At 71.6% G+C, this 23,018-nt stretch carries 14 protein-coding genes; 9 read left to right on the top strand and 5 right to left on the bottom strand.

Going from position 1 to position 23,018, the window contains the following annotated elements; translation table 11 throughout:
- Positions 1-60: 60 nt before the first annotated feature.
- From B9P64_RS08695 to B9P64_RS08670, 6 genes are all read left to right on the top strand, one after another.
- Entirely contained in the window at positions 61-927 is an 867-nt protein-coding gene (locus B9P64_RS08695; protein ID WP_085315812.1) for a hypothetical protein, read from the top strand.
- 27 nt (positions 928-954) lie between these two features.
- Positions 955-1,482: a hypothetical protein gene (locus B9P64_RS08690; protein ID WP_085315811.1), complete on the top strand. Its 528-nt coding sequence runs from the start codon at positions 955-957 to the stop codon at positions 1,480-1,482.
- Positions 1,483-1,496: 14 nt separating this feature from the next.
- Positions 1,497-2,093 carry a hypothetical protein gene (locus B9P64_RS08685; protein ID WP_139826211.1) on the top strand — a complete coding sequence of 199 codons (597 nt, stop codon included), beginning with the start codon at positions 1,497-1,499 and terminating at the stop codon, positions 2,091-2,093.
- A 116-nt stretch (positions 2,094-2,209) separates the two neighbouring features.
- The gene (locus tag B9P64_RS08680; RefSeq protein WP_085315809.1) at positions 2,210-4,714 is read left to right on the top strand and encodes an esterase-like activity of phytase family protein; all 2,505 of its coding nucleotides are present in this window, start codon (positions 2,210-2,212) and stop codon (positions 4,712-4,714) included.
- 248 nt (positions 4,715-4,962) lie between these two features.
- Positions 4,963-5,346 (top strand): DUF4398 domain-containing protein, encoded by a 384-nt coding sequence (locus tag B9P64_RS08675; RefSeq protein ID WP_085315808.1) that lies wholly within the window; start codon positions 4,963-4,965, stop codon positions 5,344-5,346.
- A gap of 17 nt (positions 5,347-5,363) precedes the next feature.
- Entirely contained in the window at positions 5,364-6,260 is an 897-nt protein-coding gene (locus B9P64_RS08670; protein ID WP_085315807.1) for an OmpA family protein, read from the top strand.
- Positions 6,261-6,303: 43 nt separating this feature from the next.
- Here the strand turns inward: B9P64_RS08670 and B9P64_RS08665 are convergent, their stop codons facing one another.
- From B9P64_RS08665 to ppk2, 4 genes are all read right to left on the bottom strand, one after another.
- Positions 6,304-14,250 carry a type I polyketide synthase gene (locus B9P64_RS08665; RefSeq protein ID WP_085315806.1) on the bottom strand — a complete coding sequence of 2,649 codons (7,947 nt, stop codon included), beginning with the start codon at positions 14,248-14,250 and terminating at the stop codon, positions 6,304-6,306.
- A 306-nt stretch (positions 14,251-14,556) separates the two neighbouring features.
- On the bottom strand, positions 14,557-16,164 hold the full coding sequence (locus tag B9P64_RS08660) for a peptide chain release factor 3 (protein WP_085315805.1): 1,608 nt from the start codon (positions 16,162-16,164) through the stop codon (positions 14,557-14,559).
- A 38-nt stretch (positions 16,165-16,202) separates the two neighbouring features.
- Positions 16,203-16,919 carry a hypothetical protein gene (locus B9P64_RS08655; RefSeq protein WP_085315804.1) on the bottom strand — a complete coding sequence of 239 codons (717 nt, stop codon included), beginning with the start codon at positions 16,917-16,919 and terminating at the stop codon, positions 16,203-16,205.
- Entirely contained in the window at positions 16,919-17,848 is a 930-nt protein-coding gene (ppk2, locus tag B9P64_RS08650) for a polyphosphate kinase 2 (protein ID WP_085315803.1), read from the bottom strand. The genes B9P64_RS08655 and ppk2 overlap by 1 nt, the downstream gene beginning before the upstream one ends.
- A gap of 145 nt (positions 17,849-17,993) precedes the next feature.
- Here ppk2 and B9P64_RS08645 point away from each other — a divergent pair, with 145 nt between their 5' ends.
- Together B9P64_RS08645 and B9P64_RS08640 are read left to right on the top strand one after the other, a co-directional pair.
- Positions 17,994-19,979 (top strand): peptidase U32 family protein, encoded by a 1,986-nt coding sequence (locus tag B9P64_RS08645; protein ID WP_085315802.1) that lies wholly within the window; start codon positions 17,994-17,996, stop codon positions 19,977-19,979.
- A complete protein-coding gene (locus B9P64_RS08640; protein ID WP_085315801.1) occupies positions 19,976-20,383 on the top strand; it encodes a ribonuclease HepT family protein in 408 nt (135 codons plus the stop codon). The genes B9P64_RS08645 and B9P64_RS08640 overlap by 4 nt, the downstream gene beginning before the upstream one ends.
- A gap of 6 nt (positions 20,384-20,389) precedes the next feature.
- Here the strand turns inward: B9P64_RS08640 and B9P64_RS08635 are convergent, their stop codons facing one another.
- The gene (locus B9P64_RS08635; RefSeq protein ID WP_085316022.1) at positions 20,390-21,331 is read right to left on the bottom strand and encodes a LysR family transcriptional regulator; all 942 of its coding nucleotides are present in this window, start codon (positions 21,329-21,331) and stop codon (positions 20,390-20,392) included.
- A 164-nt stretch (positions 21,332-21,495) separates the two neighbouring features.
- Between B9P64_RS08635 and B9P64_RS08630 the strand changes: the two genes are divergently transcribed.
- Positions 21,496-23,013, top strand: a complete 1,518-nt coding sequence (locus B9P64_RS08630) for a CoA-acylating methylmalonate-semialdehyde dehydrogenase (protein WP_085315800.1) — start codon at positions 21,496-21,498, stop codon at positions 23,011-23,013.
- The last annotated feature ends 5 nt before the right edge of the window (positions 23,014-23,018 follow it).

Below are 23,018 nucleotides of genomic sequence, written 5' to 3'. Positions count from 1 at the left end.
CACACATTCAGACAACTAGCGGCAACACAGACTCGTGCCAGCCGCTGCCCGGAGAACTCCATGAAGCGCTGGTCCAGCCTGTTGTCCGCTGCCGTGTTCGCGGCCGGTTTTGTCGCCGCGGATGCCCATGCCATCACCTCGCCCGGCACGCTGTACGCCATCGGCAGCGACGCCAACGGCGTGGGTCGCACGCTCAGCGCGGTCGATCCGCTCGGCGCCGGCACCGACCTTGGCGATGGCAGCCTCGCCTTCAACGGCCTGGCCTTCCTGGCCAGCACCGGCCGCGCCTACACCGTCGGCAACGACAGCTTCGGCAACTCCTTCCTCACGTCCTTCCTGCCGACCACGCCGTCGGTGCTGGCGCCCACGGTGGCGCTCGGCAGCGGCTTCTACGGCGGGCTGGCGGCCAGCGGTTCGCAGCTCTATGCCATCGGCTCCAGCAGCGCCGGCGCGTCGTCGCTCTACAGCGTCGGCAGCGGCGGCGCCAGCCTGCTCGGCGGCCTGGGCAGCGGCTTCTACGGCGGCCTGACCTGGAATGCCGGCGCGCTCTACGCCATCGGCGGCGACGAATTCGGCGTGCAGCGGCGCTTCTCGCGCATCGATCTGGCCGGCGGCACGCCCACCGTCACCACGCTGTTCGACCTGGGCGACGGCAGCCTCGGCTTTCAGGGCGGGCTCGCCTTCGACACCGCCAGCAACCGCTTCGTGACCATCGCCAACGACGGCTTCGGCGCCTCGTCGCTGTACGGCTTCTCGCTCGCCGGTGCCAGCTCGCTCAGCGATCTGGGCAAGCCGCTCGGCAGCGGCTTCGTCAACGGCGGCCTCGCCTATCTGGCCGCGCCGGTGCCCGAGGCGCCGTTCGCGCTGCTGTTCGCGCTCGGCCTGCCCGTGCTGCTGGTGGCGCGCTCGCGCCGCAACGCCCGCTGAAACATCACAACCGCCAGGAGATCGACCATGCCCGTCCGCCCCACCCATCTGCTCAAGACCGCCGTCGCGCTTGCATTCGGCATCGCCGCCGCCCAAGCGTCGGCCCAGTACTCCACGCCCATGCGCGACGTGGAAAACCCCGACCGCACGCCCTTCCTCCTGCAGGCCAGCGGCTCGCTCGACACGCCCTATGTGAACGGCTTCGTGCAGTTCACGCTGAACAACGGCAAGCGCTATTTCCTCGAATACGTGAGCCTGATCTGCACCACGCCGTCGGCGGCGGACAGCTTCACCACGCCCTATCTGGTGGTCACGCAGAACGTCGGTTCGAACAGCACCGTCGGCTACAGCCTGGTGCCGTTCTACATGGTGCGGCTCGGCGCGGCGCCCTTCGGCGGCTACAACTGGGCCGGCTCGGCCATGGTCAAGCTGTTCTCCGATTCGGGCAGCTTCGGCGCGCCGACCGGCAACGGCGTGCAGTTCAACGTCTTCCACACCGACAACAGCGTGCGCGCGACCTGCACCGGCCTGATCTCGGGTCATACGCTGCCGTGACCACGCGCCGCGCGATGCACGCCGGCGTCGGCGCGCTGCTGGCGGGCCTGAGCCTGGCTGCCGGTGCGGTCGAGCCCAGGCTCGCACCCAACCCGACGGCGCCCGTACCGCCAGCCGCCGCGCCCCGGCCCGGTCCGGCGGCCGCGCCGGCGCCAGCACCGGCGATGCACGCGGTGCCGGTTGCGGGCGGACGCATGCTCGTGCTCGACCCGCCCGCCGCCAGCCAGCGCCCGGCTGGTGCTGCCGCCAGCCCGGCAGCCGGCGCGCCCGGCCAGCCGCCCGCAGCTCCGCCCGCGAGCGGCGCCAGCACGACACCAAACCGCAGCGCGCCGCCCGCCTTCGACAGCCGCATCGTCAACGGCCGCACGGTGCGCGTGCTGCGCGATCCCGCCGCGCCCGAGCGCAAGGCCGGCACGCCGGTCATCGCCAGCCCGCCCGCCGGCCTGCGCGAGGAAACCGGCCCCAATGGCGCCCGCATGCTGGTGGCGCCCGCCGCCACCGTGCCCGACAGCGGCGCCGACGCTCCGCGCACCCGCTTCGAGGTGCAATCGGTCGACGCCGTCGCGCCCGGCACCGAGCCGAGCCCGCTCACGCTCTATCGCGGCCGCTGAGTCGATCCGGCGCGCGGCCGCCGCCGCTGACTTGCGGCTGTCGCCAGACCTTCATTGCCAGGACATTGCTGCCCCCGACGCTTGCGACTTTTGTCACAAGACCATCAGGAGAAGCCATGTCCCTGCCCCATCCGCACTGGGCGCGCCTCACGACTGTTGCAGCGCTTGTCTGCCTGTCGTCGATCGCCGCCTGTTCGAGCGATGACAACAACGACAGCGACGTCAGCGCGCCCACGCTGCTCGGCCGCGCCGTGCTGCCCGCCGCCACCTTCGCCGACGGCCCCAAGTCGGCCCAGTACATCACCGGCGATACCAACGGCGCCGTGGCCCCGTTCGCCAGGCAGCCGGTGCAGGGCTTCTCGGCCGTCATCCCCGATGGCAGCGGCGGCTTGCTCGCCATGCCCGACAACGGCTACGGCAGCATCGAGAACTCGGCCGACTTCAACCTGCGCGTCTACAAGGTGTCGGCCGATTACCGCGAAGCCTCGGGTGGCAGCGGCAAGGTCACGATCAATGGCTTCATCCAGCTCAGCGACCCGAACAAGAAGGTGCCCTGGGCCATCGTCAACCACTTCACGACCGACCGCGTGCTGACCGGCGCCGACTTCGACATCGAGTCGCTGCGTCGCGCCGCCGACGGCACGCTGTGGTTCGGCGACGAGTTCGGCCCCTTCCTGATCCACACCGATGCCAACGGCGTCGTGCTCGACACGCCGATCGAGCTGCCCGACTACGAAAACGCCGGCAAGAAGATCCGCTCGCCGCAAAGCCCGCTCAACGAGGAAGCCACGCCGCTGCGCATCATGAATGCGGTGCGCGCCCACGCCTTCGCCCACGGCGGCACGCGCACGCCGGTGTTCTCGCCGTACTACGTCGAGCTCAAGTACAACCGCAACGGCGTCAAGAGCGACCCCAACGCCCATTACGCGCGCGGCAACAATCCGCAGCCGGGCCTGACCGTCGCCACTTCCGAGATCCACGACATCGCCTCGATCCAGTCGGGCGGCTACAAGGTCGTGACCTGGACGGTGAACGACAGCGCCCAGATGACCCAGCTGCTCAAGGCCGGCGTCAACGGCATGATTTCCGACCGCCCCGACCTGCTCTACGCCGCCGTCGCGGCCTATGACGCCAACAACGACGGCAAGGCCGGCGACTACCTGCTGGCCGACGGCCGCATCGACATCACCAAGTTCGATGCGCAAGGCCATCGCGGCGGCCGCAACCTGCGCCCCGAGAACACGATGCCGGCCTACGAGGCGGCGCTCGACAACCTCATGACCACCATCGAGACGGACAGCGGCATCACGCTCGACGGCGTGTCGGTCATCAAGCACGACCCGTATCTGGAATCGGGCAAGTGCCGCCGCGCCGACGGCGCCGCCTACGCGTTTGCCGATGAAGTGCTGATCCGCAACCGCACCGCCGCCGATCTGCAATCGACCTTCATCTGCGACAAGACCTTCCGTGGCGCCGGCCAGGTCAACGACCTGTCGCTGTCGCCGGTGAGCGTGGCGCTGGCCGCGACCAAGGGCTACATCAGCCCCTATGTGCTGCCGCGCACGCAGGATCTGTTCGACCTCGTGACGGCCTACATCGCCTACTACGAGACCGGCGCCGGCAAGAGCCATCCGCAGGCCGCCGTGCGCGTCGCCAATGCCAAGGTCGTGCGCTTCAACATCGAGACCAAGGTCAATCCGCGCAGCGACAAGGATGCCCACGGCATCGCCTACAAGGACCGCACCGTCGGCTACGAGCAGATGGTCGACACGCTGGCCGGCATCATCCTGGCCAACAACATGGCCGACCGCGCCGACATCCAGAGCTTCGACTTCCGCACGCTGATCCGCGCGCAGGAGAAGTTCCCGGCCATCCGCACGGTCTACCTGTTCGGCGATTTCCCGATCTACGGCGACCCGGCCAACACCGACGACGGCACCAACATGCAGGACGAGAACGGCGCCAACACGCCGTGGATGGCCGGCCTGTACTGGCCCTACCGCTCGACCGTCGTGAGCAATCCGGTGCGTTCGCAAGCCTCGGGCGGCTTTGAAGGCATGGCCATCAGCCCCGACGGCAAGACGCTCTATCCGCTGCTCGAAAAGCCGCTGACCGGCGCCGACAGCAAGACGCTGCTCATCAGCGAGTTCAACGTCACGACCAAGGCCTACACCGGCAAGCAGTGGAAGTACAAGCTCGACGCCAAGGGCACCAACATCGGCGACTTCACGACCTTCAACGCCACCGAAGGCATCGTGATCGAGCGCGACGCCAGCCAGGGCGATGTGAACGGCTTCAAGAAGCTGTTCCAGATCGGCTTCGGCGCCGCCGGCGACTATGTGACCAAGACCGAGCTGGTCGACCTGATGAAGCTGCTCGACCCCAACAAGCTCGGCGCGGTCGGCGCGCTCACGGGCGACGTGGCCGTCGGCGATCCCTTCGGCATGCCCTTCACCACCATCGAGGACATCCTGGTGCTCGACAGCAAGACGCTGCTGGTGATGAACGACAACAACTATCCGTTCAGCGTCGGTCGCCATGTGGGCGCCAAGGCGCCGGACGACAACGAGTTCATCAAGATCCGGCTGCCGGCGAGCAAGGCGCTCAAGCTGGCGAACTGATCGAAGCGGCTTCGGCCGCGACGCACGAGAAAGGCGGGCCCGCTCTGGCGGGTCCGCCTTTTTTTCATGGCGGCGGCGTGTAGGACAAGGCCGGTGCCGCGCGCCAGCCCGGCCGACACGGCACTGCGGCGCCGGCCGACCGCCCGCCGCACCGGCCGACGACAGCCCGCGCCGCCCGGTCTCGCGACCATGTGCCCACCCCATCCCACCGGATCGGCGACCTTTCCCCACAAGAACAGGAGTTGCCCATGGAAGCCTCTCGCGTCCGCGCCGCCAGCCTGCTCGGCGGCCTCGTCCTCGCTGCCGGCCTTGGCGCCTGCGCCAGCGTGCCGCCGCCCACCGCCCAGTTGGCGGTCGCGCGCTCCAGCCTCGACCAGGCCAGCGCCCAGCCCATCACCGACCCGGTCGCCGCCACCGCCCTGAGCCGGGCGCGCGACGAGATCGCCGCCGCCAACCGCGCGCTCGACAACAAGGATTACGTCGTCGCGCGCCGCCAGGCCGAACTGGCCGATGCCGACGCCCGCCTCGCGCTGGCCGCCGCCCGCGCCGCCGGCAGCCAGCAGGCCGTCACCGATGTGCAGAAGTCGCTCGACGCGCTGCGCAGCGAAATCGATCGCGGCGCCGCCCGCTGATGCCCAGGGAGAACAGCATGAATGCCAATCGCACCGTTTTTGCCCGTCCGGGCCTGGCCCTGAGTGCCGCCGCCCTCGCGCTGTCGCTGGCGTTTGCCGGCTGCGCCTCCGCGCCCAAGGCCAATCCCCAGATCGAAGCCGCGCGCGCCGAGGTGATGCGCGCCGACGCCAGCCCGGCGGCCGTGAGCTATGCGCCCAACGAGTTGCGCGACGCCAAGGAAGCGCTCAAGCGCGCCGACGCCGCCTGGGTGCAGGACGGCGACGAGGCCGAAGCCAGCCATCAGAGCGAGCTGGCCACGCGCCGCGCCGCCGTGGCGCTGGCCGTGGCCCAGTCGCGCGCCGACGCCGAGCGGCTGAAGACCGTGCAGGCCGAGACCGACCGCATCCGCCTGCAGGCACGCGGCGCCGAAGCCGACCGTGCCCGCATGCAGGCCGAGCAGGCCCAGGCCCAGGCCAGCCAGGCGCAAGCCCAGGCCGAGCGCCTGAAGACCGAGCTGTCGAGCCTGCAAGCGCAGCAGTCGGATCGCGGCATGGTCGTGACCTTCGGCGACCTGCTGTTCGCCTTCAACAGCGCGGCGCTGGCGCCGTCGGCCGCGCCCAGGATCGACAAGCTGGCCGAGTTCCTCAACGAGAACCCGCAACGCAAGATCTCGGTCGAGGGCTATACCGACTCGATCGGCTCCGACAGCTACAACCAGCAGCTGTCGCAGCGCCGCGCCGAGGCGATCAAGCAGGCGCTGCTGCTCAAGGGCATCGCCGCCGACCGCGTGATGACGCAAGGCCTGGGCGAGAGCTATCCGGTGGCCGACAACGCCACCGCCGACGGCCGCGCGATGAACCGGCGCGTGGAAGTGGTGATCGGCGACGAGCAGGGCGGCGTCAAGTCGCGCAGCGCGGCGGCGGCGCGCAACTGACGGCAGCCGCCGGTGCCGGCCGCAGGCGCGACCGGCACCGGCTTCAGGCCGCGCTGGCGACCGGCGCCTGCGCCAGCAGCGCGCCGAGAAACACCTCGGGCAGCGGCGCCGGCTGCCAGTCGCCGGCCGCGTCGCGCCGCATCCAGACCGCGTCGTGCTCGCCCCAGGCGAGCTTGTGGCGCTGGCCGTCGGCATCGGCGCGGAAGTAGTCGAGCAGCAGCCGCACGCCGTGCTCATGCACCGCGCCGAGCGACAGCCGCACGACGATGCGGTCGAACGGCATGGCTTCGCGCAGATGGTCGACCTGGGTCCAGGCGCAGCGCAGTTCGCCCTGCTCGGCGGTGCCGCGATACAGGTCGGGCGCGAGGCGCTGGAAATAGCGGTCGATGCAGCGGCCCTGCCACAGGTAGTAGTTGGCGAAGTAGATGTTGCCGACCAGGTTGGCGTCTTCCAGCGTGGTGTCGAACACCTCCTCGGCCAGCGGCACGCGGGCGGCCGGCCCGGCCGGCACGGCGCGCAGCAGCCGGCCCGGATCGGCGCGCTGGCCGGTGTTCCAGCCCGCGCCCGCGCCGGCCGGCGCCGCGCGGTCGATGAAGCGCTGGTAGTAGTCGGGGAAGGGCCGCGCCTGGACGATGCCGTGATCGAGGATCTCGACCCAGGTAGCACCCATGCGGCTGAGCGCGATCGGCTCGCGCCGGCCGTCGGGCCGCTCGGCGCTCCATTCGAAGCACAGTTCCAGCGTCGAGCCGTCGCTGCCGTGCACCCGGTCGATCCAGAACCGGCCGGCGACGATGTCGTGCGCGCTGGCGCTGCCGAGCACGCGGGTCTCGGAGCGGTTGGTGACCATGCCCCAGCGGCCGGTGCTGAACTGGTCGACCAGCTGGTCGTAGACCGGCTGGCAGGCGGCCTCGCGCAACTTGCCCATCCACACCGCGTAATGCGTGAAGTAGAGCGAGCGGCTCGGATAGGCGGTCTCGCGGAAGCTGAGCGGAAAGCGCAGCTCGAAGCCGACCTGGCCCTGCGGCCCGTCGACCGGCGCGGCGCTGTAGACGCTGCCGTCGAAGCCGGCGAAGCGCGGATCGGCCAGCGCCGGCAGCGCTGCCGCCGCGCGCGGCGCCGGCTCGGCCAGCACCACGGCCACGATGCGCTGCGGCCCGCGAATGCCGCGCCAGACCAGCGTGAGCACGGTGCGCGGCACGCCGTCGCCGGCGCTGCCGGCAAGCAGCACGCCGGCGCCGCTGCGCACCGTCGGACGCAGATCGTGCAGCGGCGCGCCGCCGGCCTTGCGCAGGGCTTCGCTGGCGGCCCACAGCCGGGTGCCGGCCAGATCGAGGCTGTCGCCGTCGGCAACCAGCCGGTCGAGCGGCGCGGCGCGGGCGGCGCCGAGCAGCGCCAGCCAGCCGGCGCGGCCGTCGCGCTGCAGCAGCGGCGCGAGATCGCAGCCCTGGCGCGCGCTGCCGGCCACTACCAGACAGCCGTGCTCGTCATGCGCGATCGACAGGTCGCCGGCGACGCCGACCAGCTGCGGCCGGCGCTCGGCATCGCGCTCGACGGTGGCGGCGCCAAGTCCGGCGCCGGCCAGCGCTCGCGCGATCAGCGGCGCCTGCGCCGCCTGCCGCGCCGGCGCGTCGAGTCCGTGCCAGTCGCCCCAGCCAAAGGCCAGCGCCGGCGCGGCATGGCCGAGGCTGCGCGCGGCCTCGGTCAGCGCCTGCGCCAGCCGGTCGGCGTCATGCGCCTCGGGCGCGGCGAGCCGGTCGGGCGTGGGCGCGTCGGGCTTGTCTTCCAGCACCGCCAGCCGGTAGTCGCTCAGGCGCTCGATCACGCGGCCGGCGCCGTCGGTGGCCCAGACGCGGGTCAGCATCTGGTCGCCGACGCCGCTGGCCGGCCGGTCGAGCACCGCGACGCCGCGCCGCCGGCCGGGCTCGACGAGCCGGAGATCGTCGATCTCGATGCGACCGATGTGGACCGGCAGGCTCAGATGCCGGGCCACGATGAGCTGGGGCGTTTGCAGCAGCGCATCGCGGAAATAGGGATCGCCGAGCAGCCAGGCTTCGTCGCGGCCGGGCGCCGGCGCCAGATCGCGCAGCTCGGCGTCGAACACCAGCTCGCGCGCATCGAGCCGCCAGATCTGGCGCAGGCGCTGGAAGCGCGGGCCCTGGAACAGCAGCCAGCCGTAGAGATCGGTGGCGGGCCGCAGCGGCAGCGGCGCGGCCGGCAGTTCGGGCTCGGCGACCGGCGCCGGCGGCGTGGCGTCGAACACGAAGCGCGCCGCGAAATGCGCGCGCGCAAAGCCGGTCGCCTCGGTGGCGATGCCCACTTCCACCGGCGCCGGCTGGCCCGGATCGGCGCTGTCGAGGACGCGGGCGCGCAGCTCGATGAGGCAGCCGTGCGCCGGATCGACCACGATCGGCCGGTCGAGCCGGATGTCCTCGATGGTCAGCGCGGCGATCTCGCCCCGGCCGGTGAGCCAGGCGGCGGCCTGGGCCATCGCCTCCAGCCCGAACACGGTCGGGAACAGCGCCGAGCCCTTGTAGATGTGGTCGGCCACGTAGGGATCGCGCGCCAGCGTGAGCCGGGTGCGCAGCACCAGCTCCACGCCGGGCGTGAAGTCGATCACCTGGTCGAGATAGCGCGCGGCGGCCGGCCGCGGCGGCCAGGCCGGCGCCCAGGTGTCGAGCCCGCCGAGCCGGGCCGCGATCACGATCTGCGAGCAGCCCGGATCGCGCTCGATCAGGTCGAGGAAATGCGCCACGCCGGCGGCCGGCGGAATCGCCTCGATGCCCATGCGGGCGAGCGCGTCGGTGCTGCCCATGCGCGCGCCCATGCCCACTTCGGCCCACACGCTGTAGGCCATCGACACCGCCTGCGTGCCCGGATGGGCGGCGGCAAAGCGGCGCAGCGCCAGGTCGAGCGACTCGTTGGAATAGGCGTACCAGGCGTTGCCGGTCATGCCGGTGACGCCGATGATCGACGAGAAGCCGGCGACCAGCCGGGGCGGCGTGGCGGCCAGCGCGGCCAGCAGATTGAGCGCGCCCTGGAGCTTGGGCCCGATCTCGGCCAGCGCGGCGGCGCCATCGACCTGCTCGGCGCGACGCGGCCGGTTGACCGCCGCGCCGTGCACCAGCGCGGCGACCGGCCCGAGCGTGGCGCCGACCTCGGCGACGAGCGCGCTCACCGCGTCGGCGCGGCTCACGTCGCAGCGGAAGTAGCGCGCCGTCAGTCCTTCGGCGGCAAACCGCGCCAGCGTGGTGGCCACTTCGCCCTCGGGCGCCGAGCTGCCGACCAGCGCCAGCGTCAGCCGGTGCCGGCGCGCCAGCGCGAGCGCGCATTCGGCGGTGATGCCGCGCGCGCCGCCGGTGACCAGCACCACTTCGCCCGGCTGCCAGTCCAGCCCGCGCGCCGGCCAGTCGGCCGGCCGTTCGACCTGCGGACGCGGCACGCTGCGGCGGCCGGCGCGGTCGTAGCCGGCGCGCGCAAAGCCGCCCGGCGCCGCCAGCTCGGCCAGCACCGCGCGCACCAGCGTGGCGTCGTCGAGCGCCGGATCGACATCGATCGCGCGCAGCGCCAGATCGGGCCGTTCGAGATGCAGGCTGGCCGCGAATGCCGCCGTGCCGACCTGGTCGAGCGCGCCGGCGCTGGCGCCGAAATCGCCACCGCCGAACTGCACCAGCGCCAGCGCGCTGCCCGGCCCCGGCCGGCGCGGCAGCGTGGCAAACGGCTGCAACCGCGCGACGCAGTCGGCCAGCGTCGGCGCAGCGGCGCCTTGGCGCGGCAGCAGCCCGATGCGATGGGTGAAGGCGGGCTCGGCATGGCTGTGGCGGATTGCCGCGACCGCATGGCTCAGGCACAGCGCCTCGGCCGCGCCGGCCGCGAGCAGCGCGCGCTGGAAGGCGGCGGCCAGCGCGGCATCGGCCGGGTCGTGCAGCACCAGAACGCGCGCGCCGGTCCAGTCGGCCGGCGCGGCGGCGAGCGGCTCGGCGACCGGCCGCATGCGGAAGGCGCGGACCCAGCCAGGCCGGGGCGCGGCGGCGGCCGGCGCGATCGGGGCGGTCGCAGCGACGGCGCCGGTCGCCGCCGGGACGGCAGACGCCGGCGCTGCGGCAGACGCTGCCGGCGCCTCAGCTGCGGCCGGAGCCGGCGGCGCGGACGGCCGCTCGGCGCCGGCCAGCCGGGCGAAGGCGTCGGCCAGCTCGGCGATGGAGGCATTGGCGAACAGCGACGGATCGATCGCGCCGGCCAGCCCGAGCGCCGACGCGGCGGCGGCCACCAGCTCACCGGCCTTGATCGAGTCGAGGTTGAGGTCGTCGAGCAGGCGCAGCTGGGGGCCGAGACCGGCACGCGCAAAGCCGGTGCGCTCGGCCACGAGGTCGAGCAGCAGGCCGGTCGGGTCGGCGCTGGCGGAGGCGGCCGGCGCGACGGTAGCGGCGCCGACGGACGCGGCAGGCGCGGCGGATGCGGCGGCGACAGCGGATGCGGCGGCGGATGCGACGCTGGCCGGCGCGGCCGCGACTGCGGTCCGGCCGGCGCCGGCGGCGAGCAGCGCGTCGGCGATCTCGGCCAGGCTGGCGTTGGCGAACAGGCTGGCGTCGACCGCGCCGCCGGTCAGGCCCAGGTCGAGCGCGGCCGCCGCGACCAGCTCGCCGGCCTTGATGGAATCGAGATTGAGGTCGTCGAGCAGGCGCGCACCGGGCGGCATGCTGGCAGCCGGAAAGCCGGTGCGCTCGGCCACCAGCGCGATCAGCCGCGCCAGCACGACCGCACGCGGGTCGGCGGGCGCGGCGGGGGACGCGGCGGCGGGCAGGCCGGCAGGCGCGGCGGCGTTCGGGCCGCCGGCGCTGGCGACAGCAAGGGTGGCGGCACCGACCGGCCCGCCACTGGCACCCGCGCCGACGGCCGAGGCCGCGAGCACCGGCGCCGCCACCGTGCCGGGTGCCGGCGGCAAGCGCAGATCGGCGCGAATCACCTGGGCCAGGAAATCGGCCCGCCGCGCCAGATAGCCGGCGAGGAATTCGGCATCGATGCGCTGCGGCCGGTCGGCGGCGCCGACGCCGGCCAGCGCCGGTTCGGCGCTCCAGTCGCGGCTCGGGCGAAACGGCCGTTCGCAGGGGTTGTCGATGAAGCTGCGCGCCGCCGCCGGCACGAAGGGCCGCAGCAGCCGGTCGGCCTGCAGCTCGGCCCAGTCCACGCGGGCGCCGGCGCACCAGGCGCGCGCCAGCACCGCATGCAGATCGCGCTGGCTGCCCGCGCGGCCGGCCACCGGCAGCGCCAGCTCGGTGCCGGTGCAATCGCGGATCAGGCCGCTCAGCACCCGGCCCGGGCCCACTTCCACCAGCTGGTCGGCGGCAGCGGCGAGTGCGCCGGCCAGCCTGACGAAATCGACCTGGGCCGTGATCTGGCGCCCGAAGTGCGGCGCCAGCGCCAGCTCGGCGCCGACCGCTGCCGCATCGATGCCCGACAGCAGCCGGGCCCGCAGCGCCAGCGGCCGGGCCGGCAGCGGCGCCGAATGCTCGAGCGCAAGCGCCGCCGGCGCGACGAAATCGGAGTGGAAGGCGTTGGACACCGGCAGCAGCCGCGCCGTCAGCCCGTTGGCCTGGGCCAGCGCCACCACTGCGTCGATGGCGGCGCGCTCGCCCGAGACCACGGTCTGGCGCGGGCTGTTGAGATTGGCGATGGCCAGATAGCCGCCGACCGCGCCGATCAGCGCACCGGCGCGCGCCGCATCGCAGCCCAGGCTGGCCATGGCGCCGGCCGTGCCCGCCGGCGCCGCCATCGCGCGGCCGCGCAGCGCGGCCAGCTTGATGAGCGCCTCCGCGTCGAAGGCGCCGGCGGCATGGAAGGCGACCAACTCGCCCAGGCTGTGGCCGGCCAGCACCTCGGCATCGAGGCCGAGCCGGCGCAGCCGGGTGAGCCAGAGCAGCGCGGCCAGGCAGATCGCCGGCTGGGCCACCTCGGTGCGGGCCAGCGCGGCGGCCCAGGCCTCGCGGCTGGCGCCGTCGGCGGCGCGGTCGAGCGGCACGAACATCAGCGGCGAGACCGGCGCGGCGCCGACCTCGGCGAGCCAGCGGTCGGCACACGCGACCAGTTCGCGCGCCCAGCCGTGGCGTTCGACCAGGCTGCGCGCCATCTGCAACTGCTGCGCGCCCTGGCCCGGAAAGATGAAGCCGAGCCGGGGCGCGGCGCCGACTTGGCCGAACCACAGCTGGCGCGCGGCATCGCTCCAGGGCCGGCCCGGCGCCGGCTGCTGCGCCATGAGCGCGGCATCGAGCGCGGCCAGCCGCTCGGCCAGTTCGGCCGGCGTGGCGGCCAGCACCGCGGCGCGCCAGCGCGGGCCGGCGGGCGCGGCCTGCACCGCGCGGCCAAGCTCGGCCGCCAGATCGGCCAGCTCGGCCAGCGCGATGCCGTCGGCCAGCGCGACCAGCTCGGCCAGCCGCGCGCGCAGACCGGCGGCGCTCGCGGCGTCGAACACGAACAGCTCGCCGTCCTGCGCATGCGCCATCAGCGTCCGCTCGTCGAGCGCGCCGTCCAGCTCGGCCGCCGGCGCATCGCCCGATTCGAGCGTGACATGGCAGTTGATGCCGCCAAAGCCCATCGCCGAGACGCCGGCGCGCAGCACCGCGTCGGCCGGGTGCCGCTCGCCCTGGACGATCGGGAACAGCGTCGGCGCGCGCTCGGCGAATACCGGGCTCGGCTCGTCGCAGCCGCAGGTCGGCGGCAGCACGCGCCGGTTGACCGCCAGCACCGCCTTGATGAAGCCGCCCACGCCGGCCGCCGCCTTGGTGTGGCCGACCAGCGACTTGAACGAGGTCAGCCCGTGCCGGCGCGGCTGGCCGGCCGCGCGCGCCACCGCCTCGGCGCCGTGGGCCTCGAGCGCCAGCGCAATGCCCTCGATTTCGGTGCGGTCGCCGACCGGCGTGCCGGTGCCATGGCCTTCGAAGAAATCGACGCTCGCCGCCGGATAGCCGGCGCGCGCATAGGCGCGCCGCAGCGCCGTGGCCTGGCCATCGCGATTGGGCGCCGTCAGCCCGCCCTTGCCGTCGGACGAGATGCCCCAGCCGCGCAGCACCGCATAGACCCGGTCGCCGGCGGCGCGCGCATCGGCCAGCCGGCGCAGCGCGACGAAGCCGCAGCCTTCGCCCGGGATGAAGCCGCTGGCGCGCCGGTCGTAGACCGCCATGTCGGCCGGCGTGAGTGCGCCGGTCTTGGCAAAGCCGATCAGCTCGAAGGTGTCGAGGCTGATGTCGACGCCGCCGGCCAGCGCGAAGTCGAGTTCGCCACTGGCGAGCGCGCCGGCGGCGGTCGCCACCGCGATCAGCGACGACGAACAGGCGCCATCCACCGTATAGCCGCCGCCGTGAAAGTCGAAATAGTTGGCAATCCGCCCGGCAATCGTGTTGGACAGCCCGCCCGACAATGAATCCTCGGTCGTCGGAGCGAATACTGACTGGTAATAGTCCTGCATCGTCGATTCGAGCGCGGCAATTGCCGATTCATCCAGGCCGCGTGCCCGGGCCGCCGCGCGCAATGCCTTGCGCACAAATGGCCAGCGCTGCCGCATTGCGGTCGCGCGGGTGTGCTCGCCGGTCAGCGTATTGCCCAGAATCACTCCGGTCTTTTCTCCCGGCGCGGTCTTGCGCGTGAGTCCGGCATTCTCGACGCACTTGATTGCGGTATCGAGCGCCAGCCAGTGCGCGATATCGGCGGTTTCATAGGCCAGACGCGGCACGAAGCGCGCCTGCCAATCGAAGGCAAAGCCGTCGATCAGCGCCGCGCGGTCGCCATAGGTCTTGTCGGCCGCCGCCGGATCGGCATCGTGATACTCGGCGAGCGGCAGCCGCACATCGGGCATGCGACGAAACTGACGCCGCCGGCCGAGGATGTTTTCCCACAGTTCGCGCAAATCGGCGGCGCCCGGATAGCGGCAGCCAATTCCGACTACCGCAATGGCGTGAGGAGATGCCGGATCGGCCTGGGGAATATCGCTTGAATTCATGATGGAACGGCAATGGCGGGGAGTTGAATGCGATCCGGAAGGAATTGCCAACCGCCACGACGCCCCAACTATTCACGGACATTCCGCATGCCGCAGAAATTGCCCGTGATGGCGCACCGATTCCCTCGACTGCGGAATTTCTTCTTGGACTTGTCGGTCAAGGGTTCGATCGGATAGGCGAATTGCGCCGCGATCCTGCGGCGAATTCAATCGACGCAGCCCGGCATTCGGGCCAGCGCCGACCGGACGCGGAAACGGCCGGATGACCGGCCGTTTCTTCACTCCCGAAAGCAGGCGAATCGCCGTTCAGGCTTCCTTGTGGAACACCCGCCCGCCGTGCTCGCGCATGGCGTGGAACCTGATCTGCGGCGCGCGCTCCATCGCGAGCTGCAATTCGCTGTGATGCGCGGCCATGAAGGCTGGCGCATCGACCACATCCCAGGCCACGCGGAAGGCTTCGGTCTCGATGAACTTCTGCAGCACGTTGGCGTCGTCGCAGGTGATCCAGCGCGCGAGCTGGTAGCGGCTGTTTTCCAGCCGCGCGTCGACGCCGTATTCGCTCTTGAGGCGGTGCAGCACCACTTCGAATTGCAGCTGGCCGATGGCGCCGAGCAGCAGCGAGCCGCCCGCATGCGGCCGGAACACCTGGATCGCGCCCTCCTCGCCAAGCTGCTGCAGGCCCTGGCGCAGCTGCTTGCTGCGCAGCGGATCCTTGATCTCGACCGCGCGGAACGACTCCGGCGCGAAGAACGGCAGGCCGGTGAAGTTGAGCGCCTCACCCTCGGTCAGCGTGTCGCCGAGTTGCAGCGTGCCGTGGTTGGGGATGCCGATGATGTCGCCGGCCACCGCCTGCTCGACCAGCTCGCGCCGCTGCGACATGAAGGTGACGACGGTCTGCGGCCGGATCTCCTTGCCCGAGCGCGTGACCTTCAGCTTCATGCCGCGCGAGAACTCGCCCGACGACACGCGCACGAAGGCGATGCGGTCGCGGTGCGCCGGGTCCATGTTGGCCTGCACCTTGAACACCACGCCGCTGAACTTGGGCTCGGCCGGCTCGACCTCGCGCTCCTGCGCGACGCGCGATCCGGGCGGCGGCGCCAGCTGCACCAGCGCATCGAGCACCTCGCGCACGCCGAAGTTGTTGACCGCCGAGCCGAAGAACAGCGGCGATTGCTGGCCGTCGAGGAAGGCCTGCCGGTCGAGCGGCGGGCTGGCGTCCTGAATGAGCCCCAGCTCGTCGAGCGCCTTGTCGTACTCGCTGCCAAAGCGTTCGAGCAGCGCGTCGCTGTGCAGGCCCTCGACGACTTCATCGGCGTCATCCACGCGGTCGGCGCCGGCGCGGAACACGCGCATGCGGTCGTGCTGCACATCCATCACGCCGCGGAACAGCTTGCCCATGCCCACCGGCCAGGTCATCGGCACCAGGCTCATGCCGAGGGTGCGCTCGATCTCGTCCATGAGGTCGAGCGGCTCCTTCACCTCGCGGTCCATCTTGTTGACGAAGGTGAGGATCGGCGTGTTGCGGCTGCGGCAGACCTTGAGCAGGCGCAGCGTCTGTTCTTCGACGCCGTTGGCCGCGTCGACCACCATCAGCGCCGCATCCACGGCGGTGAGCACGCGATAGGTGTCTTCGGAGAAGTCCTGGTGGCCCGGCGTGTCGAGCAGGTTGATGACGCAGTCGCGGTATTCCATCTGCATGACGGAAGACGCGACCGAGATGCCGCGCTGCTTCTCGATTTCCATCCAGTCGGAGGTGGCGTGGCGGCTGGCCTTGCGCGCCTTGACGGAGCCGGCGATCTGGATCGCGCCCGAGAACAGCAGCAGCTTCTCGGTCAGCGTGGTCTTGCCCGCGTCAGGGTGGGAAATGATCGCGAAGGTGCGACGGCGTTTGATTTCGTGAGTGAGGTCGGTCATGGGGCGCGAGTTTACCGGCGCGCCCGGCGGCCCCGGCGTCAGGGCAGGAAGGCGTCGGACAGCACGCGCAGGCCCAGGCTCATCCAGCGCTGATCGAGCCGCCCGCCGATGTGCGCGCCGCCGGTGAGGTCGACTTGCAGCCGGTTGGGCAGCAGCCACCAGCGCAGCCCGAGCTGCGCAAACGCCGGGCTGCCGCCCTGGCCAAAGCTCTCGGCGATGAGCCAGAAGCGCTCCGACAGCTGCGTCTCGCTGCCCAGGCCCCAGGTGGCGCGCGCCTGCGCCGTGGCCTTCTCGCGCAGCAGACCGGCGTTGAGATGCAGCACGAAGGCGTCGTCGCGGAACGAGAAGCTGGCCGGCAGATTCACGTAGAGGTCGCCGATCATGGCGCGGCTGCTGTCGAGCGACGGATGGTTGACATTGCCGACCGCCAGCCCCAGGCCCCAGCCGTTGACGTCGAGCGGCTTGAGCAGCGTCTTGGCCTGGAGCACCACGTCGGTGGTGCGCGTGCCTTCGGCATCGCGGCCGCGCGCGCCGCCGAGCGCCAGTTCAAAGCCGCCCAGATTGCAGGCCGGCAGGGCCCAGAACTCGCTGCTGTCCTCGTTGCGGCGCACCCAGCTTTCGACCTGGCAGGAATGCGGGTCCACCACGCGCGCGTCGTCGGTAATCATCGGGCGGGCGGCGCAGGCGGGCCCGGCTTGCAGCGCCGCCGTCAGCGCCGCCGCGCCGAGGCGGGCGGCAGTCGCGGACCGGCGCATCAGAACACTTCGGGCACGATCATTTCCGGCGGCACCGGCCGGCGCAGATAGTCCTCATGGCGCACGCGCTCGGGCAGCACGATGGGCGCGCGCTCGATCTCCTCGTAGGCAAAGTGGCCGAGCAGATGCGCGATGCAATTGAGCCGCGCGCGCTTCTTGTCGACCGCCTGCACCACCCACCACGGCGCCTCGGGAATGTGGGTGCGCTCCAGCATCTCCTCCTTCACGCGGGTGTAGTCCTCCCAGCGGCGGCGGCTTTCCAGGTCCATCGGGCTCAGCTTCCATTGCTTGAGCGGATCGTGGATGCGGCCGAGGAAGCGCAGTTCCTGCTCCTCGTCGGTGATCGAGAACCAGTACTTGATGAGCGTGATGCCCGAGCGCACCAGCATCTTTTCGAACTCGGGCACGGTGCGGAAGAACTCCTCGGCATCGTCGTCGGAGCAGAAGCCCATCACCCGCTCGACGCCGGCGCGGTTGTACCAGCTGCGGTCGAACAGCACGATCTCGCCGGCCGCCGGCAGATGGCTGACGTAGCGCTGGAAGTACCACTGCGTGCGTTCGCGGTCGTTGGGCGCCGGCAGCGCCGCGACCCGGGCCACGCGCGGATTGAGCCGCTGGGTGATGCGCTTGATGACGCCGCCCTTGCCCGCCGCGTCGCGGCCCTCGAACAGGATCACGACCTTCTGTTTGGTGTGCACGACCCAGTCCTGGAGCTTGACCAGCTCGCCCTGGAGCCGGAACAGCTCGCGGAAATAGCGGCGGCGATAGTCCTTCTCGTCATCGGTCAGCGGGCGCATGCCGCCGTCGGCGAGGTCGTCGATGGTGCGGTCCTCCAGCTCCATCTCGAACTCCTCGTCGTAGCCGTCGATGAGGTCGCGGTGGATGCGCTGGACGAGATCGTCGTCGGGCGTGGGCTTGGAATCGGGCATGGCGCGGGCCTCGTCGTGGCAATGAACAGCCCGCGACGATCCCGCGCGCCGGTGACAGGCAGGTGACGCGCCGATGAACGCGTGGCCGCCCGCAGCGCGCGCCGTACACTCGACCGTTCGACTCAAGCTTTGCCGGACCGCCGCCATGCCCACGCCCCGCCCCGCCCTCGAACTGCTTTCCCCCGCCAAGACCGCCGACATCGGCATCGAGGCGGTCAACCACGGCGCGGACGCTGTCTATATCGGCGGACCGGCCTTCGGCGCGCGCAGCAGCGCCGACAACTCGGTGGCCGACATCGGCCGGCTCGCGGCGCATGCGCACCGCTTCGGCAGCAAGGTGTTCGTCACGCTCAACACCATCCTTCACGACAGCGAGCTGGAGCCGGCACGCAAGCTGGTGCACGAGCTGTACGACGCCGGCGCCGACGCGCTCATCGTCCAGGACATGAGCCTGCTCGAACTCGACCTGCCGCCGATCCAGCTGCACGCCAGCACGCAGTGCGACATCCGCACCGTGGAGAAGGCGCGCTTCCTCGGCGACGCCGGCCTGTCGCAGATCGTGCTGGCGCGCGAACTCACGCTCGACGAGGTGCGCGCCTGCGCCGAGGCGAGCAGCGCGGTCATCGAGTTCTTCGTGCACGGCGCCTTGTGCGTTGCCTTCAGCGGCCAGTGCTACATCAGCCACGCCCACACCGGCCGCAGCGCCAATCGCGGCGACTGCTCGCAGGCCTGCCGCCTGCCCTACACGCTCACCGACAGCACGGGCGCCGTCGTGGCCTACGACAAGCATCTGCTGTCGATGAAGGACAACGACCAGAGCGCCAACCTCGCAGCGCTGGTCGATGCCGGCGTGCGCAGTTTCAAGATCGAGGGCCGCTACAAGGAGATGGCCTACGTCAAGAACATCACCGCGCACTACCGGCTGCTGCTCGACGAGATCATCGAGGCGCGGCCCGAGCTGCACCGCGAGTCGTCGGGCCGCTGCACCTACACCTTCCGGCCCGAGCCGGAGAAGACCTTCAACCGCGGCACGACCGACTACTTCGTGACCGGGCGCAAGGAGGACATCGGCGCCTTCGACGCGCCGGGCCATGTGGGCCTGCCGGTCGGCAAGGTCGCCAAGGTCGGCCCGACCTGGTTCGACATCGAGACCACCGAGGCGCTGCGCAACGGCGACGGTTTGAGCTGGACCGACCGCAAGCGCGACATCGCCGGCGTGCGTGCCGACCGGGTCGAAAAGCTCGCCGCGCCGAGCGACGACCGCCAGTTCTGGCGCGTGCACACCAATGTGCCGGTGCCCGAGCTGAAGGATGTGCGCATCGGCCTGGAAATCGCGCGCAACCGCGATGTGCTGTTCGAGCAGGCGTTGGCGAAGAAGTCGGCCGACCGCCGCATTGGCCTGTGGATGAGGCTCGCCGACACGCGCGACGGCGTGGCGCTCACGCTCACCGACGACGACGGCCATGAGGCGACGGCGACGCTCGCCATCGACAGGCAGCCGGCGCAGGACGCGGCGCGCGCCGAGCAGGCGCTGCGCGACGGCCTCGGCAAGCTCGGCGCAACGATCTTTGTAGCGCACGACGTGAGCATCGCGACCGCGCAGCCGTGGTTTCTGCCGGCGTCGGCGATCAATGCGCTGCGCCGCGATGCGGTCGACAAGCTCGAAGCGGCGCGGCTTGCGGCCTATCGGCGCCCGGCGCGCACCACGCCGGTCGAGCCGCCGGTCGCCTATCCCGACGAGTCGCTGAGCTATCTGGCCAACGTCTACAACGACAAGGCGCGCGCCTTCTACGCCAGGCACGGCGTCAAGCTGATCGCCGCCGCCTACGAGGCGCATGAGGAAGCCGGCGAGGTGTCGCTGATGATTACCAAGCACTGCCTGCGCTTCAGCTTCAACCTCTGCCCCAAGCAGGCCAAGGGCGTGACCGGCGTGCAGGGTCAGGTCAAGGCCGAGCCGATGACGCTGGTGAACGGCGACGAAAAGCTGACGCTGCGCTTCGACTGCAAGGCCTGCGAGATGCATGTGGTCGGCAGGATGAAGAAGAGCATCTTCAAGAGCCCGCCGCCGACCACGATGGAAGTGGCCGAAATCAAGTTCCACGGCAAGCGGCCGAAGGCGGTCGCGCAATGAGCGCGGCGCCCGGCGAGCTGGCGCCCGACCTGCTGGTCGCGGCCCAGCTCGGCATCTTCGACGACGCCGGCGCGGTCATCCTGAGCTTTTCCTACGAGACCGATGCCGCGGCCTTCTTCAACTCGCGCATGGCCCGGCGCGCGGTGGAGGAGCGCCTGCGCCTGATGGCCGACGTGGCGCGCCGGCTGCCGCCCGCCTTCCGCGCCGCCTTCGACAAGATCGACTGGGATGCGTGGTGGTCGGTCGGCGAGACGCTGGCCAGCGGCGCCGACGACGAGGCGGCGCGCATCGAGCTGTGGAAGGCGATCAAGACGCTGGCGCCGGAAAGCCTGCTCTGGCTGCGGCGCTACAAGGCGGCGCGGCCGGAGCTGTTTGCGCTGACGCCGGGCGGCCGCGCCGCCTGAGCCGGCTCAGCCCGGCGGCCCGAAGCCGGCGGCGAACACCGCCTTGAGGTGATCGACGAAGCACTGCACCGCGCGCGGCAGCTGCGGCGACCAGGGCCGCAGCGCATACAGCTTGGGCCCGAACACGCCGACCGGCCGCCATTCCGGCAGCACCGGCAGCAGCCGGCCCGCCGTCAGCTCCGCCATCACGCTGAAATCGGGCAGCAGCCCGATGCCGGCGCCGGCCAGCAGCGCCTGGCGCAGCACCTCGCTGTTGTTGGCGCGCAGCGGCCCGCTCACCGCCACGCTCACGCGCTCGATCCGGCCGCGCCCGGCGCCGCGCTCGAAGGCCCAGTTGAGTGCGCCATCGCGCAGATAGCCGAGGCAGGCATGCCCGGCCAGATCGCCGGGCCGGGCCGGCCGGCCGCGCGCATCGAGATAGGCCGCCGACGCGACCGCCACGGTGCGGGTCGCGCACAGCTCCCAGGCCACATGGGTGTCGGGCGGCTGATGGGTGTGGCGCAGCGCCAGGTCGAAGCCTTCCTGCGCCAGATTGACCAACCGGTCGCTCAGATCGAGGTCGAGCCGGATTTCGGGATAGCGCGCGCAGAAGGCCGCGAGCGTCGGCGCCAGATGCTGACGACCGAGCGCCACCGGCGCCGTCACGCGCAGCAGGCCGCGCGGCGCGCCGGCCAGATCGGCCACGCCGGCCAGCGTCTGGCCGATGCGCGCGAAGGCCGGCGCGGTGTCGTCCACCAGCCGCTGGCCCGCATCGGTCAACGCCACCGAGCGCGTGGTACGCCGCACCAGCGGCACGCCGATAGCCCGCTCCAGCTCGGCGATGCGCGCGCTGACCGAGGCCTTCGACAGGCTCAGCCGGCGCGCCGCCTGGGTGAAGCTGCGCGTCTCGCCGATGACGGTGAGCAGATGGACGTCGGCGACGAGCGGTGCGATGCGGTCGGTGGTCATGGCGGCGCGCCGGCGCTGGGGCAGCCGGCGGACGCTGCCTTGCCGGTGCCGCGCGAGCCGACGATTGTTCGGAATGGCGAACAATGTAGTCAGCCATCCGGCGTTCTCAAAGCGGCGCGCGCTTCCTACACTGGCCGCGATTGCGACAACCACAGGAGACCGTCATGGGCGCACCCGAAGCCTTCACCTCGACCGCCGACATCGGCCATTTCATCGGCGGCAAGCCGGTGGCCGGCGGCGCGCGGCGCCAGCCGGTCTACAACCCGGCGACCGGCCAGGTCGCGCGTCAGATCGCGCTCGGCGGCCAGGCCGAGGTCGATGCCGCCGTGGCTGCGGCGCGGGCCGCCTTTCCCGGCTGGGCCAACACGCCGCCGATCCGCCGCGCCCGGGTCATCAACAACTTCCTCGCGCTGATGAACGAACGCAAGGACGCGCTGGCCGCGATCATCACCGCCGAGCATGGCAAGGTCTTCAGCGACGCCCAGGGCGAGGTGATGCGCGGCATCGACATCGTCGAATTCGCCTGCGGCATTCCGCAGCTGCTCAAGGGCGACTACACCGAGCAGGTCTCGACCGGCATCGACAACTGGACGCTGCGCCAGCCGCTCGGCGTGGTCGCCGGCATCACGCCGTTCAACTTTCCGTGCATGGTCCCGTGCTGGATGTTTCCGGTCGCGCTCGCCTGCGGCAACAGCTTCGTGCTCAAGCCGAGCGAGCGCGATCCGTCGGCCGCGATCTTCATGGCCGAGCTGCTGCGCGAGGCCGGCCTGCCGGACGGCGTGTTCAACGTGGTGCAGGGCGACAAGGCGGCGGTCGATGCGCTGATCGAGCATCCCGACGTGGCGGCGCTGAGCTTCGTCGGCTCGACGCCGATCGCGCAGTCGATCTACGAGCGCGGCGCGCGCGCCGGCAAGCGCGTGCAGGCGCTCGGCGGCGCCAAGAACCACATGGTCGTGATGCCCGATGCCGACCTCGACCAGGCGGTGGATGCGCTGATCGGCGCGGCCTACGGCTCGGCCGGCGAGCGCTGCATGGCGATCAGCGTGGCGCTGCTGGTCGGCGACATCGCCGACACCGTGGTGGCCCGCCTCGCCGAGCGCGCCCGCGCGCTGAGCATCGGCAACGGCATGGACCCGGCGGTGGAGATGGGCCCGATCGTAGCGCGCGCGGCGCTGGAGCGCATCGAGAACTACATCGCCCTCGGCGCGGCCGAAGGCGCGACGCTGGTGGTGGACGGGCGCGGCCACAAGGTGAAGGGGCATGAGGAAGGCTTCTTCACCGGCGGCACGCTGTTCGACCATGTGACGCCCGAGATGCGCATCTACAAGGAAGAGATCTTCGGCCCGGTGCTGGCCTGCGTGCGGGTCAAGGATTTCGCCGAGGCGGTCGAGCTCATCAACGCGCACGAGTTTGGCAACGGCGTGGCCTGCTACACCCGCGACGGCAACATCGCGCGCGAATTCGCGCGGCGCATCCAGGTGGGCATGGTCGGCATCAATGTGCCGATCCCGGTGCCGATGGCCTGGCATGGCTTCGGCGGCTGGAAGCGCAGCCTGTTCGGCGACATGCATGCCTACGGCGAGGAAGGCGTGCGCTTCTACACCCGGCAGAAGAGCGTGATGCAGCGCTGGCCCGAGAGCACGGCGCGCGGCGCCGAGTTCAGCATGCCGGTGGCCGAATAGGCCGA

It is taken from the genome of Derxia lacustris (assembly GCF_002105195.1).
Lineage (GTDB): Bacteria > Pseudomonadota > Gammaproteobacteria > Burkholderiales > Burkholderiaceae_E > Derxia > Derxia lacustris.
The sequence above is the reverse complement of the archived record's forward strand: the minus strand, read 5'-3'. Positions and strand labels throughout refer to the sequence as shown.